Here is a 17,928-nt window from a genome sequence, read left to right on the forward strand (position 1 = left end):
AACAAGGAGCGAGACATGTCTGGAATCAACTACACCGATAAGATCCCCAATAACGTCAACCTGTCCGGCGACCGCACCTTGCAACGCGCGCTGGAACACTGGCAACCCAACTACCTGCAATGGTGGCAAGACATGGGGCCGGATGGCTCGCACGGTTTTGACGTGTACCTGCGCACCGCCGTCAGCGTTGAACCCGACGGCTGGGCCAACTTCAACCACGTGCGCATGCCGGATTACCGGTGGGGCATTTTCCTGGCGCCGCAAGACGGCCAGCGCAAAATCCACTTTGGCGAAAACATGGGCCGCGACGTCTGGCAGGACGTGCCCGGCGAGCATCGCGCCAACCTGCGCCGAATCATCGTGACGCAGGGCGACACCGAACCCGCGTCGATCGAGCAGCAACGCCATCTGGGCCTGACCGCGCCGTCGCAGTACGACCTGCGCAACCTGTTCCAGATCAACGTCGAAGAAGGCCGCCACCTGTGGGCCATGGTGTATCTGCTGCATCGCTACTTTGGCCGCGACGGCCGCGAAGAGGCCGATGCGCTGTTGCAGCGCACGTCGGGCGATGCCGACAACCCGCGCATCCTGGGCGCCTTCAACGAAAAAACGCCGGACTGGCTGGCGTTCTACATGTTCACGTACTTCACCGACCGCGACGGCAAGTTCCAGCTATGCGCGTTGGCCGAGTCCAGCTTCGACCCGCTGGCGCGCACCACGAAGTTCATGCTGACGGAAGAAGCGCACCACATGTTCGTGGGCGAATCGGGCATTTCGCGCGTAATCCAGCGCACTTGCGAAGTCATGAACCAGTTGAAGACGGACGACCCGGAAAGCGTGCGCGCCGCCGGTGTGATCGACCTGCCCACCATCCAGCGTTACCTGAACTTTCACTACAGCGTCACCATCGATCTGTTCGGCGCCGACCAATCTTCCAACGCGGCCATCTTCTATGGCTCGGGCCTGAAGGGCCGCTACGAAGAGTCCAAGCGCACCGACGACCACCAGCTCAAGAACGACACCTACCGCGTGCTGACCGTCAACAACGGCAAGCTGAACGAGGTCGAGGTGCCGATGCTGAACGCGCTGAACGAAGTGCTGCGCGATGATTTCATCCGCGACTCGGTGGCGGGTGTCGGCCGCTGGAACAAGGTCATTGAGAAAAGCGGCATCCCGTTCCGGCTGCACGTGCCGCACAAGGCGTTCAACCGCCAGATCGGCACGCTGGCGGGCATACGCATGTCGCCCGAAGGCGAAATCCTGTCTGAATCGCAATGGCAGGCCAACAGCCACAAGTGGCTGCCCACGCCCGAAGACCGCGCCTTTGTGGCGTCGTTGATGGGGCGCGTCACCGAACCGGGCAAGTTCGCCAACTGGATCGCGCCGCCCGTCATGGGCGTCAACCGCCAGCCGGTCAATTTTGACTACGTCCGTTTCAACTGAAGGCGAAGAGGGCGGCGCGCGCGTGCCGCCCGCCCGCGCATTGGGAAGACCGCGATGAACGCCCCATTACCCGTAGACGTGCTCAGGCAGCACCTGATCGACCCCGAGATCTGCATCCGCTGCAATACGTGCGAAGAAACCTGCCCGGTCGACGCCATCACGCACGACGCCAACAATTACGTGGTGGACCCGGATGTCTGCAATGGCTGCATGGCCTGTGTGCCGCCGTGCCCGACCGGGTCGATCGACAACTGGCGGTTGATGGTGCGCAGCGAAGCGTATTCGGTGCAAGAGCAGTTCGGTTGGGAAGAACTGCCCAAGGAAAAGGCGCTGCCGGCGGCGAGTCCGACATCGACCTCTATCGAAGGCGCCGAAGCGTCGTTGGATTCGCCATTGATGCAGGCTTCCGAATCGCTTGCGGCAGCGCCCGTGCAAGCGTCGTTCACGCCGGCCGGTGCGTCGGTGCCGCCATGGTCGGCGGCGCATCCCTACGTCAACCTGTACACGCACAAGGCGCCGATGACGGCCACGGTGGTGGGCAACTACCGAGTCACCGGCGCCGACACCGAAAGCGATATCCACCACATCGTGCTGGACTTTGGCGAACTGCCGTTTCCCGTGCTGGAAGGGCAATCCATCGGCATTCTTCCGCCCGGGGTGGACGCCCAGGGCCGGCCGCATCATGCCCGCCAGTATTCGCTGGCCAGCCCGCGCGATGGCGAACGCGCCGGTTACAACAACCTGTCCTTGACGGTAAAGCGCGTTACCGAAGACCACGGCGGCGCGGCGGCGCACGGCGTGTGTTCCAACTATTTGTGCGATCTGGCCAAGAACGACACCGTGCAGGTCATTGGCCCCTTCGGCCATACGTTCCTGATGCCGAACCACCCGCGCGCCAACCTCATCATGATCTGCACCGGCACCGGTTCCGCGCCCATGCGCGCCATGACCGAACGCTACCGGCGCCGCATCGACTCCGGCGAAAACGGCAGGCTGATGCTGTTCTTCGGCGCCCGCACCGAGCGCGAGCTGCCGTACTTCGGCCCGCTGATGAAGCTGCCGCGTGACTTCATCGACATCAATCTGGCGCTATCGCGAGAACCCGGCCAGCCCAAGCGTTATGTGCAGGATCTGATCCGCGATCGGGCGGCGCAAGTGTGCGATTTGCTGGCGGATCGCAACACCTGTATCTACGTCTGCGGCTTGAAGGGAATGGAAGTCGGCGTGCTGGACGCCTTGCGGGATGTGACGATGCAATCGGGGCAGGATTGGTCTATCCTGCATGAGGTGCTGCGCCGCGAAGGGCGCCTGCATTTCGAGACCTATTAGCGTCATTCACCAGCGTGACATACGTGAAGACCACGGCGCGCCTTGAGCGCGCCGCTTGTTTTCCGGGGGAAAAAAACAAATGAAGTTCGCTGAATTCAAGGACGGCATGCTGATCAAGGCCGGTCCCGTCACCGTCACCGAAGCCGAGATCCTGGAGTTTGCCCGCAAGTTCGACCCGCAATGGTTCCACACCGACCCGCAACGGGCGGCGGAAGGGCGCTGGGGCGGGCTGATTGCCAGCGGTTGGCATACTTGCGCGCTGGCGATGCGCATGGCGGTGGACGCCGCGCTGCACGATTCCGAATCGTTTGGTTCGCCCGGCCTGGGCGAAGTGCGCTGGCGCACGCCGGTGCGCCCCGGCGATACGTTGCGCCTGGAAGCGCGCGTGCAAGGCGCGCGCACGTCGTCATCGCGCCCGGACCTGGGCATCATCACGTGGGCCTGGACGGTCATCAACCAGCACGACGAAGGCGTGCTGGAACTGGATGCGACAAGCCTGTTTGATCTGTCGGGCGAAAACTAAGACGACGGGTCGGCGCGCCCCGCGTCCGGTGTGCCCAAAGAAAAACCGCCTTCATCCGAAGGCGGTTTTTGCATTCAAGCCGGCGAACCGGCCGGCGATCGATCCATCAAAGGATCAAGCCATCAATAGAACGCCTGGATGCCCGTTTGCGCGCGGCCCAGGATCAGGGCGTGCACGTCGTGGGTGCCTTCGTAGGTGTTGACCACTTCCAGGTTCACCAGGTGGCGGGCCACGCCGAATTCGTCCGAAATGCCGTTGCCGCCGAGCATGTCGCGCGCCAGGCGGGCAATGTCCAGCGCCTTACCGCAGGAATTGCGCTTCATGATGGACGTGATTTCGACGGCGGCGGTGCCTTCGTCCTTCATGCGGCCCAAACGCAGGCAGCCTTGCAGGGCCAGCGTGATTTCGGTTTGCATGTCGGCCAGTTTCTTCTGGATGAGCTGGTTGGCGGCCAACGGGCGGCCAAACTGCTTGCGGTCCAGCGTGTACTGGCGAGCGGTGTGCCAGCAGGCTTCGGCGGCGCCGACAGCGCCCCAGGCGATGCCGTAGCGGGCCGAGTTCAGGCAGGTGAACGGACCCTTCAGACCGGACACGCCGGGCATCATCTGATCTTCGGACACTTCAACTTCGTCCATGACGATTTCGCCGGTGATCGACGCGCGCAGGCCGACCTTGCCATGGATGGCCGGGGCCGACAGGCCCTTCATGCCCTTGTCCAGGATGAAGCCGCGGATCTTGCCGTCGAAGTCGCCGCCAACGCACTTGGCCCACACCACGAACACGTCCGCGATCGGCGAGTTGGTGATCCACATCTTGTTGCCGGAAATCTTGTAGCCGTCGGACGTCTTGACGGCGCGGGTTTCCATGCCGCCGGGGTCGGAACCGTGGTTGGGTTCGGTCAGGCCGAAGCAGCCGATCCATTCGCCGCGAGCCAGCTTGGGCAGGTACTTCTGCTTTTGCGCTTCGCTGCCGAATTCGTTGATGGGCACCATCACCAGCGACGACTGCACGCTCATCATCGAGCGGTAGCCCGAGTCGATGCGTTCGACTTCGCGGGCGATCAGGCCGTAGCTGACATAGTTCATGCCGGCGCCGCCGTATTCTTCAGGAATGGTGGCGCCCAGCAGGCCGAGTTCGCCCATTTCCGAGAAGATTTCCGGATCGGTCTTCTCGTTGCGGAAGGCGTTCAGCACGCGGGGGGCAAGCTTGTCCTGCGAATAGGCATAGGCGGCATCGCGCACCATGCGTTCTTCTTCGGTCAGTTGCTGGTCCAGCAACAGGGGATCTTGCCATTGAAAAGAAGGATTCGAGGACATGCTGGGTCTCCGCTATGGATTTCCGTATTCGGAATCTAGAAAGTTTAAACCTAAAATAATTCGGGCGGCAAGTTCGGGTTTCCGAGGGCGGCGCGCCTGGGCGCACCGCCGTATTTGCCGGCCCGATCGGGAGTTCAGTGCTGAGCTTTCAGCGCCGCGTCGCGGATCTTTTCCAAGGTCGTCGACGGGGTGATGGTTTCGGGGTCGATGAAGCAATGCAGGATGGCGGGCTTGCCGCTGGCCAGCGCGCGTTCGAAAGCCGGGCCGAATTGTTCGGTGGTTTCGACGCGTTCACCGTGGCCGCCGAAGGCGCGCGCGTAGTCGGCAAAGTCGGGGTTTTTCAGTTCGGTGGCGGACACGCGGCCGGGGTAGTGCTTTTCCTGGTGCATGCGGATCGTGCCGTACATGCCGTTGTCGACCAGCACCACGATGATGGGCAGGTCGTACTGGACGGCGGTGGCAAATTCCTGGCCGTGCATCAAGAAGCAGCCGTCGCCCGCAAAGCAGACGACGGTCTTGTCGGGCCACACGCGCTTGGCGCCAACCGCCGCCGGCAGGCCGTAGCCCATCGAGCCCGACGTGGGCGCCAGCTGCGTGCCAAAACGCGTGAAGCGGTGGAAGCGATGCAGCCAGGTAGCGTAGTTACCGGCGCCGTTGGTCATGATGGCGTCGGCCGGCAGCGTCTTTTCCAGATAGGCCATGACCTGGCCCATTTGCAGCGCACCCGGGGTGGTGATGGTTTCGGGGTCGCTCCATTTCAGGTAGGACTCGCGCATGGCCTGCGTGCCTTCAGCCCACACGGGCTTGGCCGGCGCTTTCAGGCCGCCCAGCGATTCGGCGAACGCGGCGGGCGACGTGTTGATGGCCAGCGTGGCGCGGTAGACGCGGCCCAGCTCGGCAGTGTCGGGATGCACGTGCACCAGTTTTTGCTTGGGCACGGGAATGTCCAGCAGCGTGTAGGCCTGGCTGGGGTTTTCCGACATGCGGCCGCCCACCAGCAGAATCAGGTCGGCGTCGGCCACGCGCTTGAGCAGCGCCGGGTTGATGCCCAGGCCCACGTCACCGATAAAGCACGGGTGGTCAGCCGGGAACAGCATCTGGCGGCGGAACGACACCGCCGTGGGCAGCGCATGGCGCTGCGCGAAGTCGGCAAACTGCTGCACCGCGCGGGCGTCCCAGCGGGTGCCGCCCAGGATGGCGACGGGATTCTTGGCGTCGGCCAGCAGCTTTTCCAGGTCGGCCAACTGGCCGGCCGTGGGGGACGATTCGATCAATTCGTAGCGCGGGGCGTCGGCCACCTTGGCGGCTTCGACCAGCATGTCTTCGGGCAGCGCGATCACGACGGGGCCGGGACGGCCGGACGTGGCGATGTGGAACGCGCGCGAGATCAGTTCGGGGATGCGTTCGACCTGATCGATCTCGGTGACCCACTTGGCCTGCGTGCCGAACACGGCGCGGTAGTCCATTTCCTGGAAGGCTTCGCGTTCGCGCATGCCGCGTTCGATCTGACCCACGAACAGAATCATCGGCGTGGAATCCTGCTTGGCGATGTGCACGCCGGCCAGCGCGTTGGACGCGCCCGGGCCACGGGTCACCATGCAGATACCGGGTTCGCCGGTCAGCTTGCCGTGCGCGTCGGCCATCATGGCCGCGCCGCCTTCCTGACGGCACACCGTCACTTTGATGTCCGCGTCATGCAGGCCGTCCAGCACCGCCAGGTAGCTCTCGCCGGGAACGCAGAAAACGTGTTTGACGCCCTGGGCGACCAGTTGGTCGACCAGAATGTGACCGCCAAGGCGGGAATCTTGCTGAGACATGGTGGGGTGTCGTGGGTAGCCGAGGATAAGACTCCCGAGGATATGTGCCCTGGCCGCACAACGCAATTGATAAAATTGCACAATCTATTGATTCCCCGGCACGTAGTGCCCTGTTGGCTTTCAGGCAGTTTGGTCCATGAGAAACGGCATCCCCAATTTGACCGCCTTGCAGGCGTTCGAGGCATCGGCCCGGCTGGGCAGTTTTTCGCGGGCGGCCGAAGAACTGTCCCTGACGCACAGCGCCGTCTACCGCCAGGTGGCCAGCCTGGAAGCGCGCCTGGGCGTGCAACTGTTCACCCGGGTACGCCGTCGCATCGTGCTGACCGATCACGGTGCCGAATACGCGGGACGCATCCGCCACCATCTGGATCAGATTGAAAAAGACACCTTCGGGCTGGTCAGCCGTACCGGCATGGGGCGCAGCATCCATATCGCCGTGGTGCCCACGCTGGCCACCACCTGGCTGATCCCCCGGCTGGCCGATTTCCAGGAGGCGCACGCGGACATCACCGTCAGCCTGTCGGTGCGCACCTTGCCGTTTCAATTCAAGGACCAGCCGTTTGACGGCGCGCTGTATCACGGCGATGGCCTGTGGCCGGGCACCCAGGGCGTGCTGCTGTTTCCCGAGCGCGAATTGGTGCCGGTGTGCGCGCCCGCGTTAGCGGCGCGGGCGGCCAAGACGGCCGCAGCCGGCGTCAGCGTGCTGGCCGGCATGACACATCTGCATCTGGCGTCGCGGCCGGACGCCTGGCGCCAGTGGTACGGCGCCAATAACCATCTTTATGGCCCGCAGGCGGCGGGCGGCCCGCGCTATGAACTCTTCACCATGGTGATGGCGGCGGTGCAGGCCGGCTTGGGAGTGGGGCTGATGCCGCGCTTTCTGGCGCAGCCGGCGTTGGACCAGGGCACGCTGGCGATGCCGGTGCCGCAGTCGCTGACCGTCAGCCAGGGGTATTACTTTGGCTATCCGCAGCGCAGCGAACGTTCCGACGCGCTCAAGCTGTTCGAAGCCTGGCTGAAGTCCGCCGCGGCGGGCGTCGGGGAACGATAACCGCCGTCGTCCGAACGGTCTAGAATGCCGCATTCTTATGTCGACTTCCCGCCCGCCCTTAGCATCCCAAGCCGATATCGACGCCTTCATCGACGCCGTGTGGCTTGAAGACGGCCTGTCCGCCAACACGCTGGCCGCCTACCGCCGCGACCTGACGGGCTTTGCCCGCTGGCTGGAAGACCCCGACGCCTACGCCCGCGAAATGGCCGACCGCTATGGCGCTGCGGCGGGTGCCCACGCGTTGCCGGCCGGGCAAGCCAAGCCGCTGTCCAAGGCAGACAAGGCCGACATCGAAGCCTGGTTCGCCTTCCGCCACGAAGAAACCCGCGCCACCACGGCCAACCGCCGCCTGGCCGCGCTGCGGCGCTTCTTTGCCTGGGCACGGCGCGAACACCGCGCCGAACGCGACCCCTGCCTGACCTTGATTGCGGCCAAGCAGCCACCGCGCCTTCCCAAGACCTTGTCCGAGCAACAGGTGGATGCGTTGCTGCGCGCACCCGATGCCACGCAGCCGCGCGGCCTGCGCGACCGCGCCATGCTGGAAACGCTGTACGCGACCGGCTTGCGTGTGTCCGAACTGGTGGGCGTGCGGGCGCTGGATGTCAGCTTGAACGAGGGCGTGGTGCGCGTGGTGCTGGGCAAGGGCGGCAAGGACCGCCTGGTGCCGCTGGGCGCCGAGGCCGCCCACTGGATCGACCAGTACCTGAAGACCGCGCGCCCCGAACTGGCGGCGGGCCGGCAGAGCGACGCGCTGTTCATTACCGGCCGCGCCGAAGCCATGTCGCGGCAAGCGTTCTGGCAATTGGTGAAAAAATACGCGCTGCGGGCCGACATTCATGCACCGCTGTCGCCACACGTGCTGCGCCACGCGTTCGCCACACATCTGCTGAACCATGGCGCAGACCTGCGCGTGGTGCAGATGCTGCTGGGCCACGCCGATATTTCCACCACGCAGATCTACACGCACGTGGCGCGTGAACGCCTCAAGGCGCTGCACGCCGCCCACCATCCGCGCGGTTAGCCGCCCGCCGACGCCCGCTCTTAGCCCCGTTTTCGGCCCCGTTCTTGTTCCTCTTCTTCCCCATCACAACCCGGCCTATCCATGAGCAAAGCCCGCCACGTTTCGGAAACCCCCGCCACCCAGCTCCTCAAGCAGCACAAGGTGCCCTACACCGAGCACACCTACGACTACGTCGACCATGGCGGCGCCGGTGAAGCCGCGCGTCAGCTGGGCCTGGACCCGCATGCCGTCGTCAAGACGCTAGTGATGGAAGACGAATCGGCCAAGCCCTTGATCGTGGTGATGCACGGCGACCGCGAGGTCTCCACGAAGAACCTGGCGCGCCAGGCCGGCTTGAAAAAAGTCGAGCCGTGCAAGCCCGAGGTGGCGCAGCGGCATTCCGGCTACCAGGTGGGCGGCACGTCGCCGTTCGGCACGCGCAAGAAAATGCCGGTGTGGGTCGAAGCCGATGTGTTGACCTACCCCGTGGTCTATATCAACGGCGGCAGGCGCGGCTACCTGATCGGTATCGACCCCAACGTGCTGGTCACGGTGCTGGGTGCAAAGCCGGTGTCGGTGGCGTTGGAATAAAGCGGGGAAGGGCGTTGCGGGCCGGCCGGTCAAAACGCCCTGGTCGCGGCGCTTGGTTCCGATGCCGATGGCTCCAGCATCTTTTGGTAGGCGCTGTAGTAACAGGCCGCCGCCGCGCGCGCGTGGCCCAGCATGCGGACTCGCACCAATTCGGTGTCGCCGGATAAAAAGGCTTCGTATAGTCCGCGCATGCCTTGCAGGATGATGCTGCGGACCTGCTCGTCGTCCATTGTCACCAGCCGCACCACCTGCACGTGGTCGATGTAGCGGGATATCACTACGGCCAGTTCGCGGTTGGGCACCATGGTCAGCCAGGCCCAACGAAAGTGCGCGTTGCGCCGCATGAATTCGTCGATGTCGGTACGCGCGTGCGCGGCTTCGGCCTGCTCCAGCGCCTCTTTCATTTCTGCCAGGCCCTTGGGGCCGGCGTGCACCGAGGCCGCCGCCGCCGCCGCGGGTTCCAGCAGCGTCCGGATCTCGAAGATCTCGTTCATTTCCGCCAGCGTGAAGCGGCGCAGCACGAAGCCGCGCGCCGTGCCTTCAAGCAGGCCCTCGCTTTTCAATTGCATCAGCGCTTCGCGCACCGGCATGCGCGACACCTCGAGCTCTTCAGCAATATCGTGATCCACCAGCCGGTCTTCCAGGCGGATCAGCCCCATCTGTATGCGCTCGCGGACGATGCCATACACCCGCTCGCGCAGGTTCGGCTTGCGCGCCTCGTCTCTGGTTCTGCTTGTCGCCTTCATTGCCATCCGCTTTGCCTTGACGGCCTTGTTCGCTGAATCGTCGGTTTGTTTACTTGCGTAGCCCCGGGCTCGCATCGCGGCTTGCCTGGAATTCGCAGCAGGGCGCGCCCATGCTGGCGCACCGCGTCTCGCGATACGTGTTGGCGTGGCCCGCGACCAGTGCGCTGACGGCCTCCAGCATACCTGTAATCGCATGGCAGACCGGGTGGTCAGACCCCGCCACGGCGGTCGCAAAAGGGCTGTTTTTTACCGTCAGTACGGGCAGGCCTGCCTCGTCCAGCCGCAGTTGCCAGACGCCCCAGCCTAGATCGGCGGCCGCCTGCGCCATTACTTGCAGGAAAGGGCCAGGGTCCCGCGCGCCGCTGGCCTGATAGGCGCGCGCCGAGGCGCCGCCATGGTCGCGTACCGATGCTTGCAAGCTGGCCAGGGCCTGTTCGCGCTGGGCCGGGGGCAGGGCGGTGAACAGCCCCATCAGCACGTCGGCGCGCAGCATGACGTAGCGGCGGTCGGCATCCAGGATGGCGCCCGCGTCGTGGTCCCACACCAGCCGATCTTGAAGTTGTCCCATTGCGTTATTCCCACGTGGTTCGCGCCGATCGCGCCGTTTTGGGGCGTCGCGATGCAGCGTCTTACCCCGGGGTTACCCTAAACAATATATTGTTTTTGGTGGCTATAAGCCGCTGATACTAGGGTAAATAATTAGTTTAAAGTTCAAGTACTAGTGCTTAAATTCACAACAGTATACTGTTCGCGCGGCGGTGCCGGGCGCCTTTGCAACGATTCCGAGATCGGAGGCCGTTCATGATTCACGCATGGTGGGTACGGGGGGTGGGCAGGACGCTGGCGTCCTGTCTGGTGGTGTGCGGCACGCTGTTTGCAACGTCCGCCGGGGCGCAGGCCGACAAGCCGGCGCCGTCGGAAGAACTGAAGATCGCGTATCCGGTGGACGTGCCGTCGTGGGACCCCACCGCCGTCACCTTCCCGGCGGGGCAGTCGCTGTACAAGGCGGTTTTCGATTCGCCCTTGTTCATCGATGGCGACTTGAAGCTGCAACCCGCGCTGATCAAAAGCTGGCGCTGGCTGGACGACAAAAACATGCGGCTGGCCATCGTCCTGCGCGACGACGCCACCTTTCATGATGGCTCCAAGCTAAGCACCGATGATTTCAAGTTCAGTTTCCTGGACCGCCCCAAACGCGACAAGCGCCTGGCCATCAACGGCTTTTTCGGCGCGTTGCAAGACATCCAGATCAGCAGCCCCACCGAGGCCACGCTGGTGTTTTCCACGCCGACGCCCACGGCGCCGAACTACCTGGGCTTCCTGACGTCGTACATCCTGCCGCGCGCCTACCTGGAAAAAGTCGGTGAAGACGGCTTCCAGGCGGCGCCCATCGGGGCGGGGCCGTACAAGGTGGTGCGCTATGAACGCGGGTCGCGCGTGGTGCTTGAAGCGTATGACAAGTACTGGGGACCCAAGCCCGCCATCAAGCGCGTGGTGTTTGAATTCGTGCCCGATTCTTCCGCGCGCGTCGCCATGCTGGAATCGGGCCGCGCCGACGTGGCGGTGCAGATTCCACTGCGCGAGGTCAATCGCCTGAACAAGCAGCCCGCGCTGAAGGCCGAGGTCTATCCGTATAGCGAAATCTTCATTCTTCAGATTCCCAGCTACGTGCCGGAATTTCAGAATGAGCACGTGCGGCGCGCCTTGCACCTTGCGATCAACAAGCAGGCCATTTCCAAGGCCTTCTACGCCAGCGTCGCCAAGCCGCTTTCCGTGCTGGCCACGCCGGGCTCTGCCGGCGACGTGGCCGGTTTCAACTATGCGTTCGACAAGGCGGCCGCGCAGGCCGAGCTGGCCAAGGCGGGATACGGCCCGGACAAGCCTTTGACGATCCAGTTCCTGTCCACCAACAACACGTTTCCCAGCGACTACGAGATGGCGCGCGCCATCGTGCAGATGTGGTCGCAGATCGGCGTCCAGGCCAACTTGCAGGAAATCACCCTGGCCAAGTATCTGGAACTGAGCCATTCGTCGAAAGTGCCGGGCGTGATGCTGTACAGCTGGGCCAATGCCACGGGCGACCCGGAAATCTTCGCGGGCAAGATCCTGGACCCGCGCTTGCGTTTCTCGACCTGGAAAGAACCCGAGCTGGCCAAGACCATCGACGCGCTGGCCGCCCAGGGCGACCCTGACAAACGCATGCAGGGCTATCGCGATCTGGCGCGTCAGGCCACGGAACATGCCTGGAGCCTGCCGCTGCTGCAATCGGTGGCCACCGTAGCGTCCAAGAAGTCGGTGGACATGAAGGTCTACCAAACCGGCTACATCCTGCCCGCGACGTACCGCTGGAGCCGCTGATGTGGGCAGCGCTGGTATCCCACTTTGTGCGCCGCCTGGCCGTGGCGGTGCCCACGATGCTGGCGCTGTCCGTCGTCGTGTTCGTGGTGCTGCGACTGTTGCCCGCGGACCCGCTGGGCATGATGCTGCCGCCCAGCGCCACCAGCGCCGAGGTCGATGCCCTGCGTCACACCATGGGGCTGGACCGATCGCTGGTCGTGCAGTACGGCATCTGGCTGGGGCAGGTGCTGCACGGCGATCTGGGGCGGTCCATCAGTTCGGGGGCGCCGGTCACGCAGTTGATCGCCACCACCTTGCCCGCCACGCTGGAACTATCGATTGTGGCGCTGATCATGGCGTTGGCCATCAGCGTGCCGGGCGGTCTGCTGTTGTACGTCTTGCATGACCGCCGCGGCGAACTGGTCGCCGACACGGGGCTGGTGCTGCTCATATCCATTCCCGGCTTCCTGTGGGGCATTTTCCTGATGCTGGCCTTCGGTGTGCATTGGCCGCTACTGCCATTCTCGGGCCGCTTCAGTTCCGACGTGGAACTGGCAGGGCCCACCGGCTTCGTGCTGATGGACTTCCTGTTGCAGGGGCGCTGGCACGCCTGGGCGGACGCGGCCTCGCACCTGGTGCTGCCGGCCTTGGCGCTGGCGCTGGGCTTCAGCCCGCTGATCGTGCGCGTGCTGCGCGCCAGCTTGCTGGAAGCCAGCCACGAGCAATACGTGGCGGTCGCGCGGCTGCGCGGCCAGCCGGAACGGCGCGTCATCCTGCGGCACATGCTGCGCAATGCGTTCCTGCCCACGCTGACGCTGATCGGCGTGCAGTTCGGCTTTCTGTTCGGTGGCACCTTGCTGATCGAAATGATCTTCTCGTTCCCCGGCATGGGCAACATGATGGTGCAGGCCGTACGCAACCATGACTTGCCGCTGATCCAGGGTATTTCGCTGGTCTTCTGCGCGGTGATCCTGCTGATCAATGCCAGTGTGGACTGCCTGTATGCCGTAATCGACCCCCGTCTGAGAGACCACTGATGACGACGCTGAATATTCAGGCGGCCCCGGTCGCTGCCCGCCTGTCGGGCTGGTGGGCGGCGTTGCGCGCATCGCCCAAGGCCGCGCTGGGCGGTGCCATCGTGCTGGCGCTGCTGGCCATCGCGATCTTCGCGCCCGCCATCGCGCCCAACGATCCGCTGTCGCAAGACCTGTTGTCGCCCTTGCTGCCGCCGGCATGGGCGCCGGACGGGCTGGCGCAATACCCGCTGGGCACCGACAGCCTGGGCCGCTGCGTGTTGTCGCGGTTGATCTTCGGCACGCGCGTGGCCTTGTGGGTGGGCCTGTGCGCGGCCACGGGCGCGATGCTGGTCGGCTGTGTCCTGGCGTTGGTGGCCGCTTACTTCGGCGGGCGCGTGGACAAGGCCATCGGTTATCTGGTTGACCTGTGGATGTCGTTTCCGCCCGTGGTGCTGTCGCTGATCCTGATGGTGGGGCTGGGAACCGGCGTGGGCAACGTGATCCTGGCCATTGTGCTGGTGGACTGGACGCGATTCTGCCGCGTGGTGCGCGCCGAAGCGCTCAAGATCCGCCGCAACGATTATGTGACGGCGGCGCGGCTGATGGGCTTCGGTCATATGCGCGTGATGCTGCGCGAGATGCTGCCCGGCCTGGTGCCGCTGATCCTGACGTTGTTCAGCCTGCAGATCGGCATTGCCATCATTGTCGAAGCCATCCTGAGCTTCGTCGGGCTGTCGGTGCCCGCCGACGTGGTGGCGTGGGGGGTGATGATCGCCGACGCGCGCAGCACCATGCAGGAAGCCATCTGGACCCTGATCGCGCCGGTTGCCGGCATTGTGTTGACGGTGTTCGGATTCAATTTGCTCAGCGACGGCATGCGCCAGATGCTGGATCCGCGCAAGCGTGCAAGGAATTGATCTCATGTCGCTGTTGAGCTTGCAGAACCTGACCCTGAACGTGGACGTCGACGTGGACGGCAAGCGCCTGCCCGCCGCCGTGCTGCGCGGTATCGACCTGGACATTCCCGAAGGCCGCATGCTGGGCCTGGTCGGCGAATCCGGCGCGGGAAAAAGCATGGTGGGCCGCATGGTGGCGGGCAACTTGCCGCCCGGCTTCAAGATCACGCAAGGCACGATTCATTTTCGGGGGCAGGACTTGAACCGCCTGCCGCCCGCGCAGCGCCGCGCGATGTTGGGGCGGCAGATTGCGTTCATTCCGCAAGAGCCGCTGTCGGGCCTGAATCCCGCGCTGACGGTGCGCCAGCAGTTGTTCGAGCACCTGCGCCATGTCGGCATTCCGGCCGCCCAGCGCGACGCCTATGCCTGCGCGCGCTTGCAGGAAGTGGGCCTGGCCGATGCCACGGCCATGCTGGCCCGCTATCCGCACCAGATGTCGGGCGGGCAGTGTCAGCGCATCCTGATCGCCATGGCGTTTTGCGGCGACCCGGCGCTGATCTTCGCCGACGAACCGACCACCGCGCTGGACGTCATCACGCAGGCGCAGATCATGCGGGTGCTGGCCGATCAGCAGCAACGCCACAAGACGTCTGTCGTGCTGGTCACGCATGATCTTCGGCTGGCCGCGCACGTGTGCGACACCATCGCCGTGCTGTACGCGGGCGAGGTGGTCGAGGTCGGGTCGGCACGGCAGGTGCTGGACGAGCCGCTGCATCCCTACACGCGCAGTCTGAAGGAATCCGCGCCCGGCATGATGGCGCCAACGCGGCCGCTGCGCACCTTGCCGGATTTCATGCCCGGCCTGCGGGACTTTGCCACGCTGCGCGGCTGCCGGTTTGCATCGCGCTGCCCGTCGCGGCAAGCGGTATGCAGCGAACGCGCCATCGGCTTGCTGGATCGTGGCGGTGAGCGCGCGGCGCGCTGCCTGCCGTCCATCCCCCCATTGGGCGCGTCCTCCGACGAGGACGGCGCGGCATTCCTGCACTTGCGCGCCAAGCCCGCCACGCGCGCGGAGCCCGTCGTGACGCTACACGACGTGGCGTTGAGCTACCCCGGCCGCGCGCGCCTGTTCCGCGCCAGCACGCCGCTGCAAATCCTGCATCCCTTGTCGCTGTCGGTCGCGCACGGGGAATTCCTGGGCATCGTGGGCGAAAGCGGCAGCGGCAAGACCAGCCTTGCGCGGCTGATCGCCGGCATGATTCCGCCCACGTCGGGCCGCATCGCGTATGCCTCGTCCACGGGTACTCCCCGCGCCGCGCCCGTGCGGGTTCCGCTGGCGGACCCGCGCGATGTGCAACTGGTGTTTCAGAACCCGGATTCGGCGCTGAACCCCCGCCGTACCGTCGGGTCGCTGGTGACGCAGATACTGGAAGCCGCGCCGCTGGGCGCGACATCGGAAACGGGGCGCGCGGCGCGCTTGAATACCGCGCTGCGCTTGCTGGCATCCGTGGGCATGCCGCCGGACGCCGTCACCCGCTTGCCCTCGCAACTGTCGGGCGGTCAGAAGCAGCGCGTCAACATCGCGCGCGCGCTCTGCGTCACACCGCGCCTGATCGTGGCGGACGAAATCGTGTCGGGCCTGGACGTGTCCGTGCAGGCGCTGATCCTGAACCTGCTGTTGCGGTTGAAAGAAGAGTTGGGCATTGCGCTGGTGTTCGTGTCGCATGACCTTGCCGTGGTGCGCTACCTGTGCACCCGCGTGCTGGTGCTGCACCAAGGGCGCATCGTGGAGCAGGGGGCGGTTGACGACGTCTTTGACCAGCCACGGCACGCCTATACCCGCGCGCTGATCGCGGCGGTGCCCCCGGATTCCGCCAGCCGCGCGTGGGCGCCGATACCCGCTGGCGCCATGCGCGAGCCGAACGCCGCACAGGCCGCCGCGGCTTGACCGCAAAGCCGAACGGCACAACGAAACGCACAACGAAATGCAAACCGAAATGCACAACGGAACGCAGGAGACGCTATGACGAACGATTCCGCTCAACAAGGGTTCGGGCATCTGGTCGCGCCGGATCAAGTGCACCGCGACCTGTACACGGACCCCGAGGTGTATCGCGCCGAGCAGGCGAGGCTGTGGACGCGCGCCTGGGTGTATGTCGGCCATGAAAGCCAGACGCCCGCCGTGGGCGACTACACCACTACCGACATCGCCGGACAGTCGATCATCATGCTGCGCAGCAGTGCCGACGAGGTCGTCGTGTTGATGAACCGGTGCGCGCACAAGGGTAGCCAGCTGGTGCACGAACGCCAGGGAAATTGCGGCAAGGTGCTGCGTTGCCCGTATCACGCGTGGTCGTACCGGCTGGACGGAAGTTTGTTGTCCATCCCGCTGAAGAACGATTACGAAGGCACCAACCTGTCCGCATGCCCGTCCGGAAAGGGCCTGGCATCGCCGGGGGGCTGCGTCAACTACAAGGGCTTTGTCTTTGCGCGGATCAGCGAAGACGGGCCGGACTTTGCCAGCTATTTCGGCGAGGCGCTGGCCACGCTGGACAACATGGTGGCGCGGTCCCCGGACGGCCAGTTGTCGGTGCTGGGCGCGCCGCTGCGCAACCGGATCGGATGCAACTGGAAGCTCTATCTGGAAAATGTCAACGACACCGTGCACCCGATCTCGACGCACGAGTCGGCCGCCAGCGCCGCCAAGCACGTGTCGCAAAGCCTGCCCGAAGACGGCGACACCGTCTTGGCGATGGAGCAGCTACTGCCGTTTGGCGCGGGCTACAGCTTTTATTCCGAGATGGGCGCGCGCGTGCTGCCGCACGGCCACAGCATCCTGGGCACCAAGTTCAGCATCCATACCGGCTACGCGCCGCTGCCCGACTATCAAGCCGAACTGGAAGCGCGCCATGGCAAAGAGGGCGCGCAACAGATCCTGGCGTTCTCGCCGCAGAACACCGTGCTGTATCCCAGCCTGGCGGCCAAGGCATCGCCCATGATCCTGCGCGTGCTACGCCCGCTGTCGGTCAACGAGACCTTGATTGAAACCTGGGCTTTCGCGCCCCGGAATGCCCCGGCCCGGCTGCGCCAGCGCGCCGCATCCTACGCCCGGCTGGTGTTCTCGCCCATGTCGATCGTGGCGCATGACGACGTGCACCTGTTCGAAAGCCAGCAGCGCGGCCTGGCCTGCGACGGCAATGAATGGCTGAGCCTGCATCGCGGTTATCGCGAGGGCGAGATCCAGGCGGGCGCAAGTTCGATGGACAGCGGCAATAACGAATGGGTCATCCGCAACCAGCATCGCGGCTGGCTGAACCTGATGGGAGACGCGGCATGAATACCGCATTGATGCCACCGGAGCCGGCGGCCTTGCAGCCGGCCCTGCACTCGGCTTTAAGCGCCTTCGTGTACCACGAGGCCATGCTGCTGGACACGCAGCGCTATGACGACTGGCTGTCGCTATACGCGCCGGACGGCCTGTACTGGATGCCCCTGTCGGCAGACCAGCCCATGCGGGACGAGTCGCCGTCGTTGCTCTATGAAGACCTGTTGCTGCTGCGCCTGCGGGTCGAACGCTATCGCAACCCGCGCGCGCATTCGCTGCATCCGGCCGTGCGCGGCCTGCGCATATTGCAAGCGCCGCGGGTTGAAGATGGCGAGCCGGGCGCGACGGTCCATCACACACGCACGAATTTTCTGTACGTGGAAACGCAAGGCGACGCGCAGCGCATGCTGGCCGCGACGGCGTATCACGCGGTCGAAGGCCGGCCCGGCGCGTTCAAATTGCGGATGAAAAAAGTGGTGTTGCTGAACGCCGATGCCTCGTTGCCGGCGATTCAGCTGCTGATGTAGCGGCTGCTTGC

The 17,928-nt window shown here is 64.8% G+C and carries 16 protein-coding genes; 12 read left to right on the forward strand and 4 right to left on the reverse strand.

Annotated elements, in window-relative coordinates; all coding sequences use genetic code 11:
• The first annotated feature begins 15 nt into the window (after positions 1-15).
• The 3 genes from boxB to V6F88_RS25895 all read left to right on the forward strand — a co-directional run bounded on the left by boxB (position 16) and on the right by V6F88_RS25895 (position 3,295).
• Positions 16-1,443, forward strand: a complete 1,428-nt coding sequence (boxB, locus tag V6F88_RS25885) for a benzoyl-CoA 2,3-epoxidase subunit BoxB (protein WP_332613184.1) — start codon at positions 16-18, stop codon at positions 1,441-1,443.
• 54 nt (positions 1,444-1,497) lie between these two features.
• On the forward strand, positions 1,498-2,772 hold the full coding sequence (gene boxA / locus V6F88_RS25890; RefSeq protein WP_332613187.1) for a benzoyl-CoA 2,3-epoxidase subunit BoxA: 1,275 nt from the start codon (positions 1,498-1,500) through the stop codon (positions 2,770-2,772).
• Between the two features lie 79 nt (positions 2,773-2,851).
• Positions 2,852-3,295: a MaoC family dehydratase gene (locus tag V6F88_RS25895; protein ID WP_332613188.1), complete on the forward strand. Its 444-nt coding sequence runs from the start codon at positions 2,852-2,854 to the stop codon at positions 3,293-3,295.
• A gap of 122 nt (positions 3,296-3,417) precedes the next feature.
• Here V6F88_RS25895 and V6F88_RS25900 read toward each other — a convergent pair whose 3' ends face one another.
• Positions 3,418-4,611: an acyl-CoA dehydrogenase gene (locus tag V6F88_RS25900; RefSeq protein ID WP_050449758.1), complete on the reverse strand. Its 1,194-nt coding sequence runs from the start codon at positions 4,609-4,611 to the stop codon at positions 3,418-3,420.
• Between the two features lie 134 nt (positions 4,612-4,745).
• On the reverse strand, positions 4,746-6,428 hold the full coding sequence (locus V6F88_RS25905; protein ID WP_332613191.1) for a thiamine pyrophosphate-binding protein: 1,683 nt from the start codon (positions 6,426-6,428) through the stop codon (positions 4,746-4,748).
• Positions 6,429-6,564: 136 nt separating this feature from the next.
• Between V6F88_RS25905 and V6F88_RS25910 the strand changes: the two genes are divergently transcribed.
• The 3 genes from V6F88_RS25910 (at position 6,565) to ybaK (ending at position 9,070) form a co-directional block, all read left to right on the forward strand.
• On the forward strand, positions 6,565-7,479 hold the full coding sequence (locus tag V6F88_RS25910; protein WP_332613192.1) for a LysR substrate-binding domain-containing protein: 915 nt from the start codon (positions 6,565-6,567) through the stop codon (positions 7,477-7,479).
• Positions 7,480-7,516: 37 nt separating this feature from the next.
• Positions 7,517-8,500 carry a site-specific tyrosine recombinase XerD gene (xerD, locus tag V6F88_RS25915; protein ID WP_332613194.1) on the forward strand — a complete coding sequence of 328 codons (984 nt, stop codon included), beginning with the start codon at positions 7,517-7,519 and terminating at the stop codon, positions 8,498-8,500.
• Between the two features lie 81 nt (positions 8,501-8,581).
• Positions 8,582-9,070: a Cys-tRNA(Pro) deacylase gene (gene ybaK, locus V6F88_RS25920; protein ID WP_104144562.1), complete on the forward strand. Its 489-nt coding sequence runs from the start codon at positions 8,582-8,584 to the stop codon at positions 9,068-9,070.
• A gap of 29 nt (positions 9,071-9,099) precedes the next feature.
• Here the strand turns inward: ybaK and V6F88_RS25925 are convergent, their stop codons facing one another.
• Positions 9,100-9,816 (reverse strand): GntR family transcriptional regulator, encoded by a 717-nt coding sequence (locus V6F88_RS25925; RefSeq protein ID WP_332613196.1) that lies wholly within the window; start codon positions 9,814-9,816, stop codon positions 9,100-9,102.
• A 49-nt stretch (positions 9,817-9,865) separates the two neighbouring features.
• Positions 9,866-10,384: a 4-vinyl reductase gene (locus V6F88_RS25930; RefSeq protein WP_332613198.1), complete on the reverse strand. Its 519-nt coding sequence runs from the start codon at positions 10,382-10,384 to the stop codon at positions 9,866-9,868.
• 233 nt (positions 10,385-10,617) lie between these two features.
• On the opposite strand from V6F88_RS25930, the gene V6F88_RS25935 reads away from it, so the two are divergent.
• The 6 genes from V6F88_RS25935 to V6F88_RS25960 all read left to right on the forward strand — a co-directional run bounded on the left by V6F88_RS25935 (position 10,618) and on the right by V6F88_RS25960 (position 17,917).
• A complete protein-coding gene (locus V6F88_RS25935) occupies positions 10,618-12,174 on the forward strand; it encodes an ABC transporter substrate-binding protein (RefSeq protein ID WP_310030839.1) in 1,557 nt (518 codons plus the stop codon).
• Complete coding sequence (locus V6F88_RS25940; protein ID WP_332613201.1) at positions 12,174-13,190, forward strand: ABC transporter permease; 1,017 nt, start codon at positions 12,174-12,176, stop codon at positions 13,188-13,190. Before V6F88_RS25935 ends, V6F88_RS25940 begins: the two co-directional genes overlap by 1 nt.
• Complete coding sequence (locus V6F88_RS25945; protein ID WP_314359895.1) at positions 13,190-14,086, forward strand: ABC transporter permease; 897 nt, start codon at positions 13,190-13,192, stop codon at positions 14,084-14,086. Before V6F88_RS25940 ends, V6F88_RS25945 begins: the two co-directional genes overlap by 1 nt.
• Before the next feature lie 4 nt (positions 14,087-14,090).
• Positions 14,091-16,013: an ABC transporter ATP-binding protein gene (locus tag V6F88_RS25950; protein WP_332613204.1), complete on the forward strand. Its 1,923-nt coding sequence runs from the start codon at positions 14,091-14,093 to the stop codon at positions 16,011-16,013.
• A gap of 75 nt (positions 16,014-16,088) precedes the next feature.
• Positions 16,089-17,402: an aromatic ring-hydroxylating dioxygenase subunit alpha gene (locus V6F88_RS25955; protein WP_332613205.1), complete on the forward strand. Its 1,314-nt coding sequence runs from the start codon at positions 16,089-16,091 to the stop codon at positions 17,400-17,402.
• Positions 17,399-17,917: an aromatic-ring-hydroxylating dioxygenase subunit beta gene (locus tag V6F88_RS25960; protein ID WP_233214240.1), complete on the forward strand. Its 519-nt coding sequence runs from the start codon at positions 17,399-17,401 to the stop codon at positions 17,915-17,917. Before V6F88_RS25955 ends, V6F88_RS25960 begins: the two co-directional genes overlap by 4 nt.
• The last annotated feature ends 11 nt before the right edge of the window (positions 17,918-17,928 follow it).

Origin of the sequence: Achromobacter sp. ESBL13, from assembly GCF_036668755.1 — a bacterium.
GTDB lineage: Bacteria > Pseudomonadota > Gammaproteobacteria > Burkholderiales > Burkholderiaceae_B > Achromobacter.